This window comes from Mesorhizobium sp. M8A.F.Ca.ET.181.01.1.1 (assembly GCF_004792025.1).
In the GTDB taxonomy this organism is placed as follows: Bacteria; Pseudomonadota; Alphaproteobacteria; order Rhizobiales; family Rhizobiaceae; genus Mesorhizobium.
In genome coordinates, this window is the sequence record NZ_SRTV01000004.1 from 24,385 (window position 1) to 43,669 (window position 19,285).

The 19,285-nt window shown below is 62.4% G+C and carries 13 protein-coding genes and 1 pseudogene; 10 read left to right on the plus strand and 4 right to left on the minus strand.

Annotated features, from left to right (window positions below; all coding sequences use genetic code 11):
• The first annotated feature begins 41 nt into the window (after positions 1 to 41).
• The 9 genes from hisC to EN824_RS16025 all read left to right on the plus strand — a co-directional run bounded on the left by hisC (position 42) and on the right by EN824_RS16025 (position 14,833).
• Complete coding sequence (hisC, locus tag EN824_RS15980) at positions 42 to 1,163, plus strand: histidinol-phosphate transaminase (RefSeq protein WP_127276474.1); 1,122 nt, start codon at positions 42 to 44, stop codon at positions 1,161 to 1,163.
• Positions 1,160 to 2,671, plus strand: a complete 1,512-nt coding sequence (locus EN824_RS15985) for an FAD-binding oxidoreductase (RefSeq protein ID WP_135932485.1) — start codon at positions 1,160 to 1,162, stop codon at positions 2,669 to 2,671. Before hisC ends, EN824_RS15985 begins: the two co-directional genes overlap by 4 nt.
• A gap of 22 nt (positions 2,672 to 2,693) precedes the next feature.
• Positions 2,694 to 4,700 (plus strand): DUF2817 domain-containing protein, encoded by a 2,007-nt coding sequence (locus EN824_RS36550; RefSeq protein ID WP_135932486.1) that lies wholly within the window; start codon positions 2,694 to 2,696, stop codon positions 4,698 to 4,700.
• Between the two features lie 69 nt (positions 4,701 to 4,769).
• Positions 4,770 to 5,567 carry a transporter substrate-binding domain-containing protein gene (locus tag EN824_RS15995; RefSeq protein ID WP_127276468.1) on the plus strand — a complete coding sequence of 266 codons (798 nt, stop codon included), beginning with the start codon at positions 4,770 to 4,772 and terminating at the stop codon, positions 5,565 to 5,567.
• A gap of 76 nt (positions 5,568 to 5,643) precedes the next feature.
• Entirely contained in the window at positions 5,644 to 6,357 is a 714-nt protein-coding gene (locus tag EN824_RS16000; RefSeq protein ID WP_127276466.1) for an ABC transporter permease subunit, read from the plus strand.
• On the plus strand, positions 6,354 to 7,070 hold the full coding sequence (locus EN824_RS16005) for an ABC transporter permease (protein WP_135867769.1): 717 nt from the start codon (positions 6,354 to 6,356) through the stop codon (positions 7,068 to 7,070). The genes EN824_RS16000 and EN824_RS16005 overlap by 4 nt, the downstream gene beginning before the upstream one ends.
• Positions 7,071 to 7,664: 594 nt before the next feature.
• Entirely contained in the window at positions 7,665 to 11,717 is a 4,053-nt protein-coding gene (locus tag EN824_RS16015) for a VCBS domain-containing protein (RefSeq protein WP_189522183.1), read from the plus strand.
• A gap of 64 nt (positions 11,718 to 11,781) precedes the next feature.
• The gene (locus EN824_RS16020) at positions 11,782 to 13,476 is read left to right on the plus strand and encodes a type I secretion system permease/ATPase (RefSeq protein ID WP_127870428.1); all 1,695 of its coding nucleotides are present in this window, start codon (positions 11,782 to 11,784) and stop codon (positions 13,474 to 13,476) included.
• A gap of 19 nt (positions 13,477 to 13,495) precedes the next feature.
• Entirely contained in the window at positions 13,496 to 14,833 is a 1,338-nt protein-coding gene (locus EN824_RS16025) for an HlyD family type I secretion periplasmic adaptor subunit (protein WP_135916034.1), read from the plus strand.
• A 166-nt stretch (positions 14,834 to 14,999) separates the two neighbouring features.
• Here the strand turns inward: EN824_RS16025 and EN824_RS16030 are convergent, their stop codons facing one another.
• The 4 genes and pseudogenes from EN824_RS16030 to EN824_RS16045 all read right to left on the minus strand — a co-directional run bounded on the left by EN824_RS16030 (position 15,000) and on the right by EN824_RS16045 (position 18,020).
• On the minus strand, positions 15,000 to 15,467 hold the full coding sequence (locus EN824_RS16030) for a metallophosphoesterase family protein (protein ID WP_127275505.1): 468 nt from the start codon (positions 15,465 to 15,467) through the stop codon (positions 15,000 to 15,002).
• Positions 15,468 to 15,477: 10 nt separating this feature from the next.
• The gene (locus EN824_RS16035) at positions 15,478 to 16,386 is read right to left on the minus strand and encodes an MBL fold metallo-hydrolase (protein WP_135932488.1); all 909 of its coding nucleotides are present in this window, start codon (positions 16,384 to 16,386) and stop codon (positions 15,478 to 15,480) included.
• Between the two features lie 200 nt (positions 16,387 to 16,586).
• A complete protein-coding gene (locus EN824_RS16040; RefSeq protein WP_135932489.1) occupies positions 16,587 to 17,186 on the minus strand; it encodes an NAD(P)-binding domain-containing protein in 600 nt (199 codons plus the stop codon).
• A gap of 100 nt (positions 17,187 to 17,286) precedes the next feature.
• A pseudogene (locus EN824_RS16045) lies at positions 17,287 to 18,020 on the minus strand (SDR family oxidoreductase).
• 277 nt (positions 18,021 to 18,297) lie between these two features.
• Between EN824_RS16045 and EN824_RS16050 the strand changes: the two are divergent.
• Entirely contained in the window at positions 18,298 to 19,194 is an 897-nt protein-coding gene (locus EN824_RS16050; protein WP_135932607.1) for a LysR family transcriptional regulator, read from the plus strand.
• The last annotated feature ends 91 nt before the right edge of the window (positions 19,195 to 19,285 follow it).

Sequence of the window (19,285 nt, forward strand, 5' to 3'; positions counted from 1 at the left end):
CGCGATGCCGCGTATGGGCGCGGGGAAACGGAAGTCGGAATTTGGAACAGTCGGTCAAACCAGTGTCGAGCCTGCCGCTCAATCCGCATATCGCCGCCTTGCCGCCCTACAATGCCGGCATGAACATAGCGATGGCGCGGGCGCTGAGTGGCCGCCAAGACATCGCCCGGCTGGCCAGCAATGAGAACCCGGACGGCTGTTCTCCCGCCGTCATGGCCGCATTGGCTTCGTCATCGTTCGAACCATGGCGCTATGCCGACCCGGCTTGCACGGCGCTGCGGGCAGTGCTTGGCGAAAGACTGGCGGTCGATCCCGGCCTGATCGTTGCCGGCAACGGCTCCGAGGAGATGATCGCCGCCATCTCGCGCGCCGTCCTGGTGCCGGGCGCCTCCGTCGTCACCACGGTGCCGAGCTTCGGCCTGCATGAGATAGAGCCGCTGGCAGTGGGGGCTGATGTCGTCAAGGTTGCGATGACGCCTGGAATGGAGTTCGACCTTGCCGCGCTGGAAACGGCGATTGCCGCCAGGCCACGGATCGTTTTCATATCCTCGCCATGGAACCCGGTCGGGCCGGGTCTCGACCATTCCGGCTTGCAACGGCTGATCGGCGCCGTGCGGCCAGGCACGCTTCTTGTCCTCGACGAAGCCTATTTCGAATTTGCCGATCCCGGTGCGCCGGACGGCATCGAGGTTCTGCGCGGTCACGGCATCGACCATGTGGTGCTGCGGACGTTTTCGAAGGCGTATGGGCTGGCGGGGCTGCGCGTCGGCTATGCCGTCTGTTCGAGCCTCGAACTGGCACGGGTGATCGCCGCTGCCAAGACGCCATTCAACGTCAACGCAGCGGCACAGACCGCCGCGATCGCGGCACTCGCCGACGAAAGCTGGATGAAGGCGTCGGCGAGCCGGGTCAGGGCCGAGCGCGTGCGCACAGCCACCGCTCTTGTTGGCCTTGGTTTCCGGGTTGCGCCGTCGCAGACAAACTTCCTGTTCTTCGACTGCAAGGGTGATAGTTCGAGCCTCGCCGCCGATCTTCTGAAGCAGGGGATTATCGTCAAGGCGTGGCGAGAAGCCGGCTACGAACGCTATCTGCGTGCCACCATCGGCTTGCCGGCGGACAATGACCGGCTGATTGCGGCACTTCAGGAATTGGTGGGACGATGACCGGCCTCGCGCCCCAAGGGCAAACGAACTGGATCGACCAGGCGGTGCCGTTGTCGTTTGTCGACGCGCTCCGCGATGTCGTCGGCGCTTCGAATGTGCGCACCGGAGAGGATACCGAGGCGATCGACCTTGGCTCGAATGGCGCGAATTGTGGCGCCGGCATCGTCGTTGCGCCTTTATCGACCGGTGAAGTCGCGGCGGTGGCGCGCATCTGTCACCAGAACGGGATTGCGATCGTGCCGCAAGGTGGAAAGACCGGCCTGGTCGGCGGCAGTGTTTCGCGGCCAGGCGAGATCGTCCTTTCGATGACGCGCATGAACCGCATCGAGCGGCTTGATCCTGTCGAGCGGGTGGCCGTCGTCGACGCCGGCGTTACTCTTGAAGCGCTGCAAGAGGCCGCGCGCGAACACCGGCTGGAACCGGGCATCGATCTTGCCGCGCGCGGCTCGGCAACGATCGGCGGCATGGTGTCCACCAATGCGGGCGGCGTGATGGCCTTTCGCAACGGCGTGATGCGCCACCGCGTGCTTGGCCTCGAGGCCGTTCTGGCCGACGGATCGGTCTATTCCGATCTCACCCGGGTGGTGAAGAATTCGGCCGGCTATGATCTGAAACATCTCTTCATCGGCGCCGAGGGCACGCTCGGCATCGTCACCCGCGTGGTCGTCAAGCTCGACCCTTCGCCGCTAGCCAGCGCCACCGCGCTTTTCGGGCTGCCATCGGTCGAGGCTGCTCTGCGGACCATTCGCCTGGCTCTTGAATCGGAGGCCGGGCATCTGCGCGCGGCCGAGGCGATGTGGACCTCGTATTTCAGTCTGGCCGCCGCCGCGCATGGATGGTCCGAACCAGGCGTGCCGCTCGACCAGCCGCTGTTCTTGCTGCTGTCGCTTGGCGGCGCGCGCGAAGAGGCGCTGCGCGAGGATTTCGAGCGGATTTATTCGGAAGTAATGGAGCGCTATCCCGAAGCGACCGGCATCATCGCCGGCTCGCGGCGGCAAGAGGACGACCTGTGGCGGCTGCGCGAGGACACCAGCGTGCTCTATCGCGCCCATCCCGATGCGCCTTCTTTCGACGTGTCGGTGCCATTGTCGGAAATTCCAGCATATCTCGACAGAATCCTGCCTAAGCTCGCTGCGATCGAACCCGGTCTGGCTCCCTATATCTTCGGACATCTGGCCGATGGGAACCTGCATATCATCCTCAACCGCCGGGGTCCGCTGGCGCCCGAAATTGCCGAGCGTGTCGAGCGTGTCCTGTATCAACAGCTCCGGGAGATTGGCGGTTCCTTTTCCGCCGAGCACGGTGTTGGGTCGAAGCGCATCCATTCCCTGCTGGCGACAGCCGACCCGACGAAGCTCGCCGTGATGGAGCAGGTGAAACGAGTGCTGGACGATCAGTCGATCATGAACCCCGACAAGGTGCTTCCCCGCGATGCCTGGTTCGTTCGGTCTTCCAGGCCATCTCATTCCGGCAGCTTTAAGAACGTGAGCAACCTCACCGATGAGTAACCCCATGCCGGAATCACAGGGAATGAACGGATTGACCGCCAGCCGTCCATTGGGATCGACGAAGCGCCATGACGAGCCGGCCCCGGCCTATGCCTCTGATTTCGGCGCCTTGCGCCAGGAATTTCGCCAAGCGGCCGAGCGGGCGGGCGCGGAGCTGTCTGAATATGTTCATCCGCTGAACGGGCCCGATGGCGGGCCGCTGGCGACGGATGTGGCACTGCTTGGCCGTCGCGACGCGCGCAAGCTGATCGTGCTCATTTCCGGCACGCATGGTGTCGAGGGGCCGTTCGGCTCGACCTGCCAGACCGCCTGGCTCGGCCAGAAGAACCTGCGGCGCTTGCCTGACGACATGGCGATCCTTGCCATCCACCTCATCAATCCCTGGGGCACGGCGTGGTCGCGGCGCGTCAACGAAGACAATGTCGACCTCAACCGCAATTTCATCGACTGGTCGGCGGGCGCTCCGGTCAACAATGGCTATGCCGGCCTCCACGACGCCGTGGCATACCGCGAATGGGCAGGGCCGGACCGCACAGCGGCCGACGAGAAACTCGCCGCAGCGCGCAAGAGGCTTGGGCATGCCGGGCTGGCGGCGATCGTCGAGGCCGGCCAGTATGAATTCGCCGACGGGATGTTCTACGGCGGTGGCGGCCCGGTCTGGTCGAACAGGACGCTGAACGAGATCCTGAAGGCTTTTGCCGGCGCGGCGCGCCAGGTCATCGTTTTCGACCTGCATACGGGGGCGGGGCCTTACGGCTATCCGGCTCTGCTTTCGGTGGCGAGTTCCGAGCATGCTGGCCTTGCCTGGGGCAAATCCATCTTCGGGCCGGCGCTCTCGACCGTGCTGACCGGCCCGGGCGCCAAGACCGGCACCGGCATCGCTGCGACTGCGACCGGCTATGTCTCCGACGCCGTCCGCAAGGCAATGCCGGACGCGCGCGTGCTGCCGCTTGTCGTCGAATGCGGCACGCTGGACGGCCCCTCGGTCATGGAAGCGGTGCAAGCCGACAACTGGCTGCATCTGTTCGGGAAGCTCGATTCGCCGCTGGGCAAGCGAATCCGGGAGACGCTGCGCTCGGCCTTCATTCCCGATGATCCGGATTGGCAGCGCACTTGCCTGTCCAGCAGCCTGCGCTATTTCGACCGTGCTTTGGCCGAGCTACAGACTGTCGAGGTAGCCCAGGACGAGGCCAGGCGCGAACAGACGCAGCCAACCGCTCCGGCCGCTGTGGCCGATCCGACGCCTGCTGACGAAGCGAAGATCACGACGCCGGCAGTGCAGATCGACGAGCTTCACAAGAGCTTCGGCTCGCTTCTGGTGTTGAAGGGCGTCAATCTCACCGCCCATGCCGGCGAAGTCATTTCCATGATTGGCTCGTCGGGTTCGGGCAAGAGCACGTTCCTGCGTTGCATCAATCTTCTGGAACAGCCGGATGGCGGCAAGGTCGCCATCGACGGCGAACTCATCAAGATGAAGCCGCTGTCGAACGGCCGTCTCGGGCCGGCCGACATGGCGCAGGTCGAACGCATCCGCGCCCGGGTCGGGATGGTGTTCCAGAACTTCAATCTGTGGCCGCACATGACGGTGGTGGAGAACATCATCGAAGCGCCCCGGCATGTGCTGAAGGAGCCTCGCGAGAAGGCCCTCGAACACGCGCATGCCCTGCTCAAGAAGGTCGGGCTCGCCGACAAGCATGCCCACTATCCCGGCCAGTTGTCCGGCGGCCAGCAGCAGCGGGCGGCGATTGCCCGCACGCTGGCGATGCGGCCCAAGGTCATCCTCTTCGACGAGCCGACATCGGCGCTCGACCCCGAGCTGGTCGGCGAGGTGCTGCGGGTGATCCGCCAACTGGCGGAGGAAGGCAACACCATGATCCTCGTGACGCATGAGATGCAGTTCGCGCGCGAGGTCTCCCACAAGGTTCTGTTTCTCCACCAGGGAAAGGTGGAGGAAGAGGGTGCGCCGGCGGAGCTGTTCGGCAGCCCGCGCTCGGAGCGTCTGCGCCAATTCCTGGCACGGACACTGTGAGGCAAGCCCTCGAAGCGTTCGGCTCGCACCGGACAACGGCAATGAAGATCAACAACAAGGGGAACTGATATGAAACTGAAAGTCTTGACGCTGCTCGCCTGTCTGGCGGGAAGCATGGGCAGCGCATGGGCGGCCGAAGGCGAGCTGTCCATTGGTACGGAAGGCGCCTACCCGCCATGGAGCATGTCCGACGCCAACGGCAACGTCACCGGCTTCGACGCCGATGTCGGCGCATTGCTATGCACCAAACTTGGCGTGACCTGCCATTTCGTGGTGCAGGCCTTCGACGGGTTGATCCCGGCGCTGAAGGCCAAGCGCTTCGACGTCATCATCTCGGGCATGTCGATCACCGCCGATCGCAAGAAGGAGATCAACTTCAGCGTCGGCTATGCCGAACTGGCCAACATGTTCGTCGCGGCCAAGGGTTCTGATCTCGCCGCCATCACCGACGTCGACACGCTGCTGAAATCGCTCGATGGCAAGAAGGTCGGCGTGCAGGCTGGCACCACGCACGCGCATTTCCTCGAGAAGCGTGCGCCGAATGCCGACCTGAAAACCTACGACACGCTCGATCAGATGCAGATCGACCTGGCGAGCGGCCGTATCGACACGGCTTTCGCCGATCAATCCGCCTTGCAGGATTTTCTGGACAAGCCGGATGGCAAGAACTTCCAGCTGATAGGTGTTGAGATAAAGAGCACGTTCGACCCGACGCTTGGCGAAGGCATCGGCGTCGGCATCGCGCAGGACAACACCGAGCTCAAGGCCAAGATCGACAAGGCGCTTTGCGAGTTGATCGCCGACGGCTCGGTCGGCAAGGCCAGCCAGAAATGGTTCAAGACGGACATTTCCCGGCCCTGCAAATAACGCCTTGGAATTCTGGCATGCGCCCGGACAGCCGGGCGCATGCGTCTCATTGGCACGACAGACTAGGGCAACTCGGATGGAATTCGGTCTCTGGCAGGTTTGGGAAGCGGGTTGGGTGACCGTCATCCTGCGTGGCGCGGCGATCACAATCCTTGTGGGTTTCGTCAGCATGGCGGCCGGTCTGGTGATCGGCATTGTCTGCGGGCTGATCAAATGGGCCCGGATATTTCCACTTTCGCTGGTGGTCGATGCTTATACGTCGCTTGTGCGTGGCGTGCCCGAACTGCTTATCATCTACCTGCTGTTTTTCAGTTCGGTTGAATTCGTGACCAAGGTCGTGACTGCCTTCGGCTATGCCGGAGTTGCGGAAAGCGGTTATGCGTTCGTCATCGCGGTCATCGCCATCGGCGCGATCTCCGGGGCCTATTCGACCGAGGTCGTGCGCGGGGCGCTCGGCGCCATTCCCAATGGGCATATCGAGGCAGCTCGAGCGCTCGGGCTGCCGGGCGCACGCATCTTCCGCCGCATCATCGCCCCGCAGATGCTGCGCATCGCCGTTCCCGGCATCAACAATGTCTGGCAGACGACGATCAAGGACACCGCTTTGGTTTCCGTGGTCGGCCTTCAGGAGTTGATGCGCATTTCCTTCATCGGCGCCAACTCCACCCGCCACCCGTTCATCTTCTACCTGATTGCGGCGGTGGTTTATCTCGCCATCACGCTTGTAAGCCAGGCCGGCTTCGACGGGATCGAACGCCTGCTCAGGCTACGGACGAGAAAAGCAGTATGATAGACCTCATCCAGCTTGCGGTTCCCGTTCTGCTTAAGGGCCTGTGGGTCACAGCCGCGCTGACCTTCGTTTCGGTGCTGATCGGCTTCAATCTGGGCCTCGGACTGGCGCTTATGCGGCTGTCGTCGAACTGGCTCCTGTCGGGCTTCGCCAAATATTACAGCAACGTCTTTCGCGGGACCCCGCTGCTGGTGCAGATCTTCCTGTTTTACTACGGGCTCGGCCAGCTTTCGCTGATCAAGGACAACGCGGTTTTGTGGTGGGTGATCAGCGACGGATCGCGTTGCGCCGTCCTGGCACTCGCGCTGAATACGGCCGCTTACACATCCGAGATACTGCGCGGCGGATTGATGTCGGTTCCGGTCGGTCTCGTCGAGGCGGCCCAGGCATGCGGCATGTCGCGCATGCTGCGGTTCCGCCGCATCGAGTTCCCGCTCGCCATCCGCCAGGCGCTGCCAGCATATGGCAATGAGCTTATCCTTGTGGTGAAGGGCACCAGCCTTGCCTCGACGATCACGGTGCTCGAAATCACCGGCTACGCCAAGCGGCTGATGAGCCAGACCTTCGCGATCTTCGAGATTTTCGCCATTGCTGGCGTGCTGTACCTCGTGATCAATCTGCTGCTGATCGCGATCATCCGATCCATCGAGCGTTCTCTGACCAGGCATGAGTCGTCCTCCAGCCAGAAATCGACCGCACTCAAATCGATCTGACGTCTCATGACGCTGTCTAAAGCTCATTCCTCGCGATCTGGCCGCCTTCATTAGCCTTGGCGGGCAAGCATGACGGATCGCCCACCATAGCTGTGGCGCTGACGGCTATGTCAGTCGCTTTTTCTTTCGCAGTGCCCACGATTGGGCCGGGCGTGGGTTATCTCTCTCGGAGGCGTCAGGCAGGCTCCGCGAGCCGTCACCTGTGCACCAGGCCGTGAACTCATGCCGCATCTGACTTCGAATATTAACTGTTCCCCAAAGTTGGGCGTTGACGCCTCCTCTCCAGTAGAGTTAATAATCTCCTAATATAAGCATCTTCTAAATATCATGATCGGAAACCCGACGATTTAGAGGATGTAATTGGGGTAGGGAGACGTAGCGCAGCGACCAACGTCGTCGCCGCCGCCATCATGTGATCATCATCCGCTAGCTCCAGCCGGCAGTTCTTGCCCGGCAGGCGCGCTGATGGCGCACTGCACTTCCAACCCAGTTGTGTGCCGATTTTTGGGATCGACGCCTGGACAGGGCGTGGTCGTGCAGGGCTGTCAACAAACAGGCGTAGGGGCGTCTGTCATAGGGAAAAGGGGTTGAAAAATGGCTACTCAGGTCACCGGTGCCGGCGGCACCACGACGTCGTTCTCCAATACACCGCAGGCAAACAATGACGTTTTCAATCTCACCGAGGATACGGTCGTCCTCGCTTCAGGTTCGCAAACCATCATAGTTCTCGATGTGATGGCGAACGATCAGGGTGGAAACGCGAAGTCCCTCTTTTCGGTGGACGATGGGATTTCCGCATCGACGGCCACGAAGCAATACGCCCCCATCGACCTGACGACTCAGGACGTTCAGGCGACCGGCATTTCAGCCTGGGAAAGCATCGGCGGCGGGGTTTCCATCCGCATCAACAACGGCAAGGTCGAGATGGACCTTAGTGGATATCTGGCGGCGCATGGCTTCGCCAGCCTGCAAGCCATGGGTGCGGGCGACCAGATCAACGAGACCTTCACCTATGCGATCAAACTCGGCAACGGAACGCTGAGCTGGGCCAGCGTCTCCGTCAATATCCAGGGCACCAATGACGGCGCGATAATCACCGCCGTCCCGGGCGCGGACACGACCGTGGTGGAGGCCGGCGGCGTTGCCAATGGCACGCTGAATGATCCCAACGCGCATGGACAGTTGATCATCACCGACCCCGATGTCGGCCAGGACCATTTCCAGGCTCCCCCAAGCCTTCAGGGCACTTATGGCACCTTCACCTTCAATACGACAACCGGCGTATGGGCCTATACGCTCAACCAGACTCTCGCCGACCCGCTGACCCAAGGCCAGCATGTCACCGACACTCTGACGGTGAAGTCGGCCGACGGAAGCGCCAGCTACAATATCGTCGTCAATATTGCCGGCACCAATGATGCGGCCGTTCTGTCGACCGATGTCCGGAACCTCACGGAAGGCAATACGCCGGCCGCGATCAGCACTTCGGGCACGCTGACCATCTCGGATGTCGACAGCCCGGCGACCTTCGTCGCCCAGGCCGCGACCGTTGGAACCTATGGCTCGTTCTCCATCGACAGCGCCGGTGCCTGGACCTACACGGCAAGCTCGGCCCACAACGAGTTCGCCGCCGGCACCACCTACACCGACACCTTCGATGTCGTCAGCGCCGACGGCACCCACACCTCGGTGACCATCAACATCGACGGCACCAACGATGCCGCCATCCTGTCGGCCGATGTGCGCAACCTGACCGAGACCAACTCGGCCACCGACATCTCGAGCTCCGGCACGCTGACCATCTCGGATGTCGACAGCCCGGCGACCTTCGTCGCCCAGGCCGGGACCGCAGGGACCTATGGCACCTTTGCCATCAATGCAGCCGGTGCCTGGACCTACACCGCCTCTTCTGCTCACAATGAATTCGTTGGTGGCCAGCATTACATCGAGAATTTCGACGTGGTCAGCGCCGACGGCACCCATACATCGGTGCATATCGATATACTGGGCACCAATGACGCGGCCGTGCTTTCGTCTGCTTCGGTCAATCTGACCGAAGGCAACACGGCAGCGGCGATCAGCACTTCCGGTACGCTGACCATCTCGGATGTCGACAGCCCGGCGACCTTCGTCGCCCAGGCCGCGACCGTTGGAACCTATGGCTCGTTCTCCATCGACAGCGCCGGCGCCTGGACCTACACGGCAAGCTCGGCCCACAACGAGTTCGCCGCCGGCCAGCATTACACCGAGAACTTCAACGTGGTCAGCGCCGACGGCACTCCGACCTCGGTGCATATCGACATCCTCGGCACCAACGATGCGCCAACGGTTGATCTCAATGGCGCGCTGGCCGGCACATCTACAAGCCTCAGCTACACTGCCGGATCGGCTGCGACCGCAATCGCTCCTACCGGAACAGTCGCCGATGTGGACTCCGCTGATTTCAACGGAGGCTCGCTGACTGTCTCGTTTACAGCAAATGGCACGTCCGCCGATCAACTGGCGATCCAGAACCAGGGCACGGGCGCCGGCCAGATCGGCGTCAGCGGCAGCAATGTCACCTATGGCGGAACGATCATCGGTACTTTCACCGGCGGCACGAGCGGGTCGAGCCTAGTCATAACATTCAACACCAATGCTACCGCCGTGGCCGCGCAGGCCCTTGCCGATCACATCCTCTATGCGAACGCAACCAGTGGAACTATCGCCAAGACCGTCACCTTTACATTAGTGGATGGTGACGGCACGGCCAACGGCGGGACGGATACTGGCTCGGCCACGGCGACGATCAATGTAACAGGTAGCGACGCCACCCCTCCGAGTGTTTCGATAAGTCATGCGCTAAGCTCAAGCCAGCAACAGTCTACCTTCACTGTGCATGCAACGGATGCCAGCGGTATCCAGAGCGTCCAGTTGTATGACAGCATAAATGGAGGTGCACCCGTTCTCATCTATACCATGACCGCCGCAGAACTGGCCGCTGGATCGGTTAGCGGTAACTATGTTCATACCTTTGATGATGGATCGGCTCCATTCCCGGTAAGCAACTCTGTCCATCAGATAAGTGCAGTTGTCACCGACAACAGCACAGCGCACAATTCCGCCACGGCCGTGGATAGCGTCACGTTCAAAACCAACGGTGGGGGCGGCGGCAGCACAAAATTCACGGCTCCCGCCGGAACCGCCGGTGAGCCCATCAACCTTGCTCTCACCGACCCCTCACATGAAGGCGCACTCATCACCGTTACGGTGAAGGACGTTCCCTCAGGCTGGACCATCGACGGCGCGACGCACAACGCCGATGGATCTTGGACGGTGCAGACCAACGACCTGCACGGGCTGACCGTCACCACACCGGCCAGTTTTACCGGGGCAGCCGTGCTCGACGTCCAGATGAGCTGGATCAACGCAGACGGTACCTTGGGCAGCGCGTCGATCGCCGATAATGTCGAGGCCTACGCTCCGGGATCGCCGATCTTTGCCTGGTCCGGCGACGACGTGCTGACCGGCTCGCACGGCAACGACCTCTTCGTCTTCTCGCAGCCGATCGGCGCCGACACGGTGCACAATTTCGACGCCGCGGCCGACCAGATCGACCTCATCGGCTACAGTGGATTGGCAGACTTTGCCGACCTCCAGACGCACATCGCCGACGATGCCAACGGCAATGCGGTGATCGCGCTCGGCGACGGACAGTCGATCACGCTGGACGGCGTGCATTCGGGCGCACTCACGGCAAGCAATTTCGTCTTCGATCAGACGCCGGTGGTCAACAATTCAGGCACCATGACGATCGGCGACGGCGCGTTGCTGCCGCTGAGCGGCATTATCAACAACAGCGGCCTGATCTCGCTCGACTCGACCGGCAGCGATACGCTGCTGCAGGTTATCCAGCACGGCGTGACCTTGCAGGGAGGCGGGCAGATCCTGTTGTCCGACAGCGCCGCCAACATGATTTCCGGCACAGGGCCGGATGTCACTCTCGTCAACGTCGACAACACGATCTCGGGCGCCGGCCAACTGGGCGGCGGCATGCTCAGCCTCGACAATAGGGGGACCATCATCGCCTCCGGCTCGAATGCGCTGGTCATCGATACCGGAGGCAGTGTCGTCACCAACTCCGGAACGCTGGAAGCAACGGGTTCGGGCGGGCTGACGATCACCGGCGGCCTGGCGAATTCGGGCATGCTCTGGGCCAATGGCGGTGACATCGTAATCCATGGCCAAGTCACCGGCGACGGCGATGCCACCATCGGCAACTTGTCGAAGTTGGAGTTCGGCGGCGCCTCGTCGACGGACGTCACCTTCGGACACGACGCTGCCGGCACGCTGCAACTCGACGATTCCTTCGACTACAGCGGACGCATCGGCGGCATCACCAATGATGACCGACTGGACCTCGGCGATATCCTGTTCGGTGCGGGAACGACGGCCGTCTATCAGGCAAACCAGGATGGCAGCGGCGGAACGCTGACCGTTTCGGACGGCACCCATGGCGCCGCATTGCATCTGGTCGGCAGCTATGATGCGAACGCCTTCAAGCTTGCCGACGATGGCCAGGGCCATACCGTCGTTTCGTACAGTCCGGCGGAATTTACGCTGACCGGCATCGGCAGTGGGGCGATTTCGAGCGACTTGGTGGTGTGAGCGAACAGGGCCGCCGGCTGCGGCGTCTCCCTTGACCTGACGAGTATCGAGTGGGGTTCTGGAAGTGGATAGCAAGTCTCGAATTGTGAAGGATGCGCTTCGGGCATGCCGCCGCTATTTCCTGGTTGCGGCGGCATTCAGCCTGGCGATCAACTTGCTTTACCTCGCCTCCCCACTCTACATGCTGCAGATCTACGACCGGGTTGTCACCAGCGGCAGCGAAACCACGCTGGTGATGCTGACCCTGGTGTTGCTGGCGGCGTTCCTTTCGCTGGCCGGTCTCGACCTTGTCCGCGCCTGGATCCTGACGCGTGCCAGCGCCCGGCTCGACCGGTTGCTCTCGGCAAGGATCCTCGCCGCGTCCGTGGAAACCCCATCGCCCGGCTCCTCGCCGAGCCAGCCGATCCGCGACTTCGATACGTTCAGGCAGGTCATCACCGGCAGCGGCATCCACGCCCTGTTCGATCTGCCATGGTCGCCCATCTACATCGGCATCATCTTCCTGCTGCATCCTTGGCTCGGCTTCTTCGCGCTCGGCTGCTCGCTGCTCTTGATCGGCATGGCCGTGCTCAACGAGTATCTCGTGCGCTCGCCGCTGAAGCAGGCCAACGAGCTGGCGACGAACAACTATAACTTCACCGAGATGAGTCTCAGGAACTCGGAAGTCGTTCGCGCCATGGGGATGATCGACGGTCTCATCCGCCGCTGGGGGCGCGACCGCAACTTGGCGCTGCGGCGCCAGGCGGAGGCAAGCGACCGCGCCGCCCTGATGTCGGGCCTTATCCGGTTCCTGCGGCTCACCATGCAATCGCTGATCCTCGGCCTCGGCGCCTATCTGGTCATCGAACGGCAAATTACCGGCGGCACCATGTTCGCGGCGAGTCTCCTGCTGGGCAGGGGGCTGCAGCCTGTCGAGCAGATCGTCGGCCTCTGGCGCAGCCTGATCCTGGCGCGGGCTGCCTTGGCAAGGGTCGAGAAGCTGGTCGACGGCGGCGCGCGCAACGAAAGAGCGTTCAACCTGCCCAAGCCCAGTGGCACGATCTCCGTCGAACAGGTCAGCTTTGCAATTCTCAGCCAGCAGAAGGTGCTTCTGCGCGAGGTGTCGTTTCGGCTGGAGGCTGGCGAGGCGCTCGGGATCGTTGGCCCCTCCGGCGCCGGCAAGTCGACCCTGGCGCGCCACCTTGCCGGCGTCATGCAACCCAGCCGAGGCACGGTCAGGCTGGATGGCGCCGACCTGTCGCAATGGGGGCACGACGCGCTCGGCGATCACATCGGCTACCTGCCGCAGGATATCGAACTCTTCTCCGATACAGTCGCCGCCAACATTGGGCGCTTCAAGACCAATGTCGACCAGGAGGTGATCGAGGCCGCGCGGCTCGCCGGCGTACACGAGATGATCATCCGCCTGCCGCAGGGCTACGAGACGCAGATCGGCGAGGGCGGCGCCGTGCTGTCGGGAGGATACCGGCAACGGATTGCTCTTGCCCGGGCGGTGTTTGGAACGCCGAAACTGATCATTCTCGACGAGCCGAGTTCCAATCTCGACGCCGATGGCGACCGCGCGCTGAGCGACTGCGCGATCGAGCTCAAGCGCCGCGGCAGCACGGTTATCATCGTCTCGCATCGTCCCTCGACCCTGGCGAATGTCGACAAGATACTCCTGTTGCGCGATGGCGCCGTCGAGGCGTTCGGCATGAGAAACGAGATCGTGGCGCTGCTCAACCAGCGCGCGGCGCCAATGGCGGTGGCGACCCAATGAGCCGTGGTCGGAGAGATCGATGAGCGACAGCGCACTCACTTACCATAGCCTGCCCGGCGAGGCCGGCATCCTGGCTCCGGATTCCATCCGGGTGCCGGCCTATATCGGCCTGCTGATCATAATGGCCTTTTTCGGCATTTTCGGCGGCTGGGCGGCCTTTGCCCCTCTGAACGGTGCCGTGCTCGCCGATGCCATCGTCAAGGTGGAAGGCAATCGCAAGAGCGTCCAGCATTTCGACGGCGGCACGGTGAAGGAGATCCGCGTCAAGGATGGCGACGTCGTCAGGAAGGGCGACATCATGCTGAAGCTGGACGACACCAGGATTCGGTCCGAGTTCAATCTCTATGCCCAGCAATATGCGCTGTTGCGCGCAACCGATGCCAGGATCCGTGCCGAACTGGACGGCAGCGAGGCTGTTGCCTTCCCCAAGGACATCCTCAAAGAGCACGAGGACTACCTCAAGGACGCAATGGCAAACCAGATCGCCGACCTGGAAAGCCAACGCGCCTCGATGGCCGGCGCCAAACAGATCCTTCAGCGGCGTATTGCCGAGCTCGAGGAGCAGATACGGGGCAAGCAGTCCCGAGTCGAATCCTACCAGGCCCAGCTCAAATCGACGATCGACGAGAAGGCCAGCCTGTCGAAGCTGCTCAAGGCCGGTTTGACGACCCGCCCACGCATCCTGGAACTGGAAAGGTCGGCCTCGGATTTGCAGGGCTTGATCGACGATAATCTCGGCGCCATCGGCGGCAGCCAACAGAGCAAAGCCGAACTCGAGAGCCAGATCGCACAATTGACCAATGAGCGCCGGACCAAGTTGTCGGCCATGTTGATCGATACGCAATCGAACCTGTCCGACCTCATACCCAAGATGTTCGCCGCCCAGGCTGCCATGGACCGGGCCGAAGTGCGTGCGCCCTATGACGGCCAAGTGATGGATCTAAGCGTTTTCTCGATCGGTGCGATCGTGGCGCCGGGCCAGACCATCCTCGACATCGTGCCGACCGAGAATTCGCTGATCGTCCAGGCACAGGTTCGCGTCGAGGATATATCGAACCTGCGTCCCGACATGGCCGCCGAAGTTCGTTTCACATCATACAAGCAGCGTTCGATACCCATCATTCATGGACGCGTCACCCGCATTTCGGCGGATCGCATCACCGACACCAAGACCGGCTTTCCCTATTATCTCGCGGACGTGGCGGTCGATCCGGTGGAATTAGCCGCGGCCCCACAGATCGCGCTTTATCCGGGCATGCCGGCGTCGGTCATGATCGTTACCGAGCAACGCACGGCACTCGACTACATTTTAGGCCCGCTGGTTGTGTCGTTCCACTCCGCGTTTCGCCAGAAATGACGGTTCAGTCCAACACCGCGCGCGGCGAGAACTCCCGACGCGGCGAGAACCCCCGCCGACCTGTCGTGGAAAATGCTTCTCTCCGCGTTGCGGCGCGTCTGGCCGTCTGGTGAAGAGTCCAGGAGACCGTCGGATATAAGCGTGGACGTGTGTATGCGTGCGCGGTTCAGCCGCTTACCAAGCTCCACATCGAGGGCTGAATGCTGTCCCGGGTGATGTCGACCGTCGCAAGGGTGACAGGCAGCTTAAACCGCTGTGGGCCAGCGCTGCCCGGATTCAAATAGAGCACGCCATCCACTGTCTCCATGCTTGGCACATGCGAGTGACCGGACACGATCAAATCGATGCCCTGGGCAACCGGGTCGATCTGCAGCGTCTTGAGATCATGAAGCACATAGATTGCTCGCCCGGCGAGGCGGACGAGCTCGGTTTCCGCGTATTCCACTGCCCACCCACCGGTGTCCACGTTTCCTCTGATTGCGGTAACCGGTGCGATACCGCGAAGCGCTGCGATGATCTCAGGGCGACCGATGTCTCCTCCATGAATGATGTGGTCGACCCCGGCCAAGCAGCGCAGCGCCTGCGGCCTCAGCAGACCGTGCGTGTCCGAGATGATGCCAATTCTGAATGTCATGGCTCTGCCATCAGACGGTGAGGGTGCTCAAATCCGTTGCGACAAGGCTGTTCGTAAACGTCCGGACGGCTTCCGCGAGAATTTCGTCGTCGGGATAGCGGCCGGAGATGTGCGTAAGAACGAGTTGCTTTACATCACTGGTCGCTGCCAGCGATGCTGCCTCCGCGGCTGTCAGGTGTCCGTAGTCGCGCGCCATCGTTGCATCTCGTTCCAGGAATGTGGCTTCGATGACAAGCAGATCGGCGCCGCTCACCTTGTCGGCCAATCCATCGGTGGTTTCGGTGTCACCTACAATGACCAGCTTCTTGCCAGCCTCGGGTGGTCCGAGAACTGCTTCGGGAGCAATCGTCCTGCCGTCGGGGAGAGAAATTGAGCGGCCTTCGGCCAAGTCCTTCCGGATCGGGCCGTCTGGCACACCGAGAGCTGCCATGCGGTCCGAAACGAGGTGACGACGCGCCGGCGTCTCGAAGACGAAGCCGTAGCTGTCCGTGTCGCGATGGCGAACTTGAAAGCAGTCGACCGTGAACTCATCCACGTCGAACACGCCTCCGGGCACAAGCGGCACCAGTTGCAGCGGGATCGGCGCGCGTCCCTCACCCCAAAGGCCAGCGAGCATGCGGGCGACGACCTCGAGAGTGTCGGCGCTGCCATGAATGGTCACAAGGTCCTCGCTCTGCCGGAGCCGCAGCGTCGAGAACAAGCCCGGAATTCCGAGCACGTGGTCGAAATGCGCGTGCGTGAGGAGCAGGCGATCAAGTCGCCTGAATCCGGCGCCGCTGCGCAGAAGCTGACGCTGGGTGCCTTCCCCGCAATCGACCAGCACCCGTTGACTGCCGGCTTCAACGAGCAGCGCCGGGTGGTTGCGCTCGGCCGAGGGCACGCTGGCCGAGGTGCCGAGGAAGATGAGCCTGAAGGTCATGCGAGCAGTCTACCTCGCGGGCAACGAGACCTCAAAGCCGGCGAAAGAGCGGTCCTGGATAGACTTAGCGTAAGCGGCGCAACAGTTGTTGGCGAACTTGCCGGCCGAGAACGCCGGTGGGAGGGATGCCGGTCGCGCGCTGCTCGAAGAAATTGGCACGCGACCGGTTCTCGGCATCGATCATACGGATCGTAGATCGATTACTGCTCCTTCTTGAACAAATCCTGGAAGATGAGCTGGCCCCAAATGCGGCCGCGTGCGTGCACCAGCGCGCCGCCCTCGTCGAGTTTTCCCAGCTTGACGGGTGCGAACCCGAGTTGTTTGGCCAAGGCCACCACGGGCGCGACCGCGTCCTCGTCGTCGCTTGACAGAAAGACGACCCGGTGCCCGCCCTCGACGATCGGATCGGCAGCCAGCGTGGCCGCAATCAGGTGATTGAAACCTTTCACGAACTTGGCGCCGGAGAACGCCTTCGCGACGAAGGCGGAGGACAGGAGACCGTCCAACTCCTCAGGGGGGACTAACGCGTTCATCGCGTCGATGACCGTCTTGCCTTTCCAGCTCGGCAGGGCCCTCGCAACCTCGCGGTGCTCCCCGAACGGGACCGCCAGGATGATTGTGTCGGCCTCGAGTGCGTCCCGCAGCGACTTGGCGACGACCGTGGGTCCAATTGCCCCAGCCTGCGGCGCCAACGCCTCGGGCGGCCGGCGGCTCGCGACGGCAACCTTGATGTTTTTACGGGCGAAAGCGTGGGCGAGGGCCTGGCCTACCTTACCGAACCCTACAATTGCGTAGCTCATAATATTTCTCCGATCCATGTTGATATTGATTCCCCGGCCTTCAACGGCGCTGGGTTGTCCGTTCTCGCCGATCAGCCGTTTCCCGCGATCCGGCGCGATTTCAGATCGCCGAGAAGCCTCCGTCGACAGACAACTCCAGCCCGTTCACGAAGCTCGAATCGTCTGAAGCAAGAAACAGCGCGGCCGCCGCAATTTCTTCGGGACGCCCCATCTTTCCCCGCGGAATCAGGGATTCGAACATCCGCTTCGCCTCCTCGGTGAGAACCTGGTCCTGCATCGGTGTGGCGATCGGCCCGGGGTGCAGCACGTTCACCCGGATATTCCTGCTCTTCAGCTCGTTGAGCCATCCGCGTGCGAATGCGTGCAACGCCGCCTTGCTCGCCGCATACACGCTGTAATCAGGAAAACCTTTCACCGAAGCCACTGATCCGGTCATGAAGATCGATCCGCCATCGTTGAACAGCGGCAACGCCTTTTGCACCGTGAACAGTGTGCCGCGCGTATTCAGGCCGAAGGTGGCATCGAAATGCTGCTCGGTAATCTCGCCCAGTGGGACGGCTTCGCCCGTGCCGGCGCTTGCATACAGGACGTCGATCTTGCCCTTTTCCCGCTTGACCGTATCGAACAGGCGGTCGAGGTCGTCGAGATTGGCCGCATCGCCGCGCACGCCGGTAACGTTCCGGCCAACCAGCCTGATGGCCTCGTCGAGCGCCTCCTGCCTCCGGCCCGTGATGAAAACATAGGCGCCTTCTTCACGAACCGTTTGGCGGTCGCCAGCGCCATGCCGCTCGATCCACCCGTGATGACGGCAACCTTACCTTCAAGCTTTCCCATGATTTTTCCTTTCGAACTCCAACTTTGGTCGTTCGGGGGAGGCCCCCGAGAACCTGAAGATGGGTCCGCTGCAGCCAGGCATTGAGTGCGGAAACGCGCACATCGGTGGTGCAAAATCGATCCGGCTGAATGACTGATGCCAGCCGCGGCGATCGGTGTCTGCCGTTCGAAAATTGGGCTGCGCTCATCGACATAGGCTATGATGACGGCCGTACTGCTGTACGATGGCGTTAGATACGGGCTTTGGAAGGCGCACCGCGCGGTGCTGGATTGCACCATGATCGACTGGGATGACGTTCGCTATTTTCTCGCCGTCGCGCGCGGAGGCTCGGTGCGGGCTGCCGCCGAGGGCCTCGGGGTGTATCACTCGACCGTGCTGCGACGCATCGCACAGCTCGAGGAACGCCTCGGGGCGCAGATGTTCGAAAAGCTGCCTTCGGGCTACCGCCTGACGGCCGCGGGCGAAGAGGTCCTCGAGCTCGCGAACCAGATGGAAGCGTCCTCGCACCAGCTGGAGACCCGCGTCTTCGGTCGCGACCAGAGTGTGCGCGGGCTTCTTCGGGTGACGTTGGCACCGCCCCTCGCGACACACCTGCTCATGGCGGACTTCGCCGATTTCGCGCGTCTGCATCCCGACATCGAGATGGAAATCTTGTCGGTCGGCGAGCTGGCAAATCTGACCAACCGAGAGGCCGACGTGGCGATCCGCGTCGTCTACGACCGCAAAACCCTGCCGCTCAATCTTCACGGACTGAAGGGACCGGAGCTGTTCGGCGGCGTCTACATCTCCCGCGATCGACTGGCCGCGTGGCGTGCGGGTGCGCCGGATCCCATCCGGTGGATCGTCATAAGCATTCATGGAATACCAGACTGGGCCAGCGAGGGTGAGGTTCGCACAACGGGGGTTCCGTTCAGGACCACGGACGGCGAGGCGCAGATCGTTGCCGTACGGCAAGGGCTCGGGATCACGACGCTGCCGTGCTTCGTCGGAGATGCCGACCCCCTGCTGGTGAGGGTGCCAGGCACCGACCTGCACATGTACGGAACGCTCTGGCTTCTCACACAGGGGGACACACGCAAGACGAAGCGCGTGCGGCTCTTCACGGAGTTCGTATCCGGCAGGCTCGCCGCGTACGCTCCGCTTCTCACGGGGCTGTCCATGTCGCGCGACTGACGCCCGGCAGGTCACCGGCGACGCCTGCCGTGATCCGGTGGAAGCCGAACCGCGATCGCTTGAAGCGGCATCGTTTCCGGGCCACGGACAA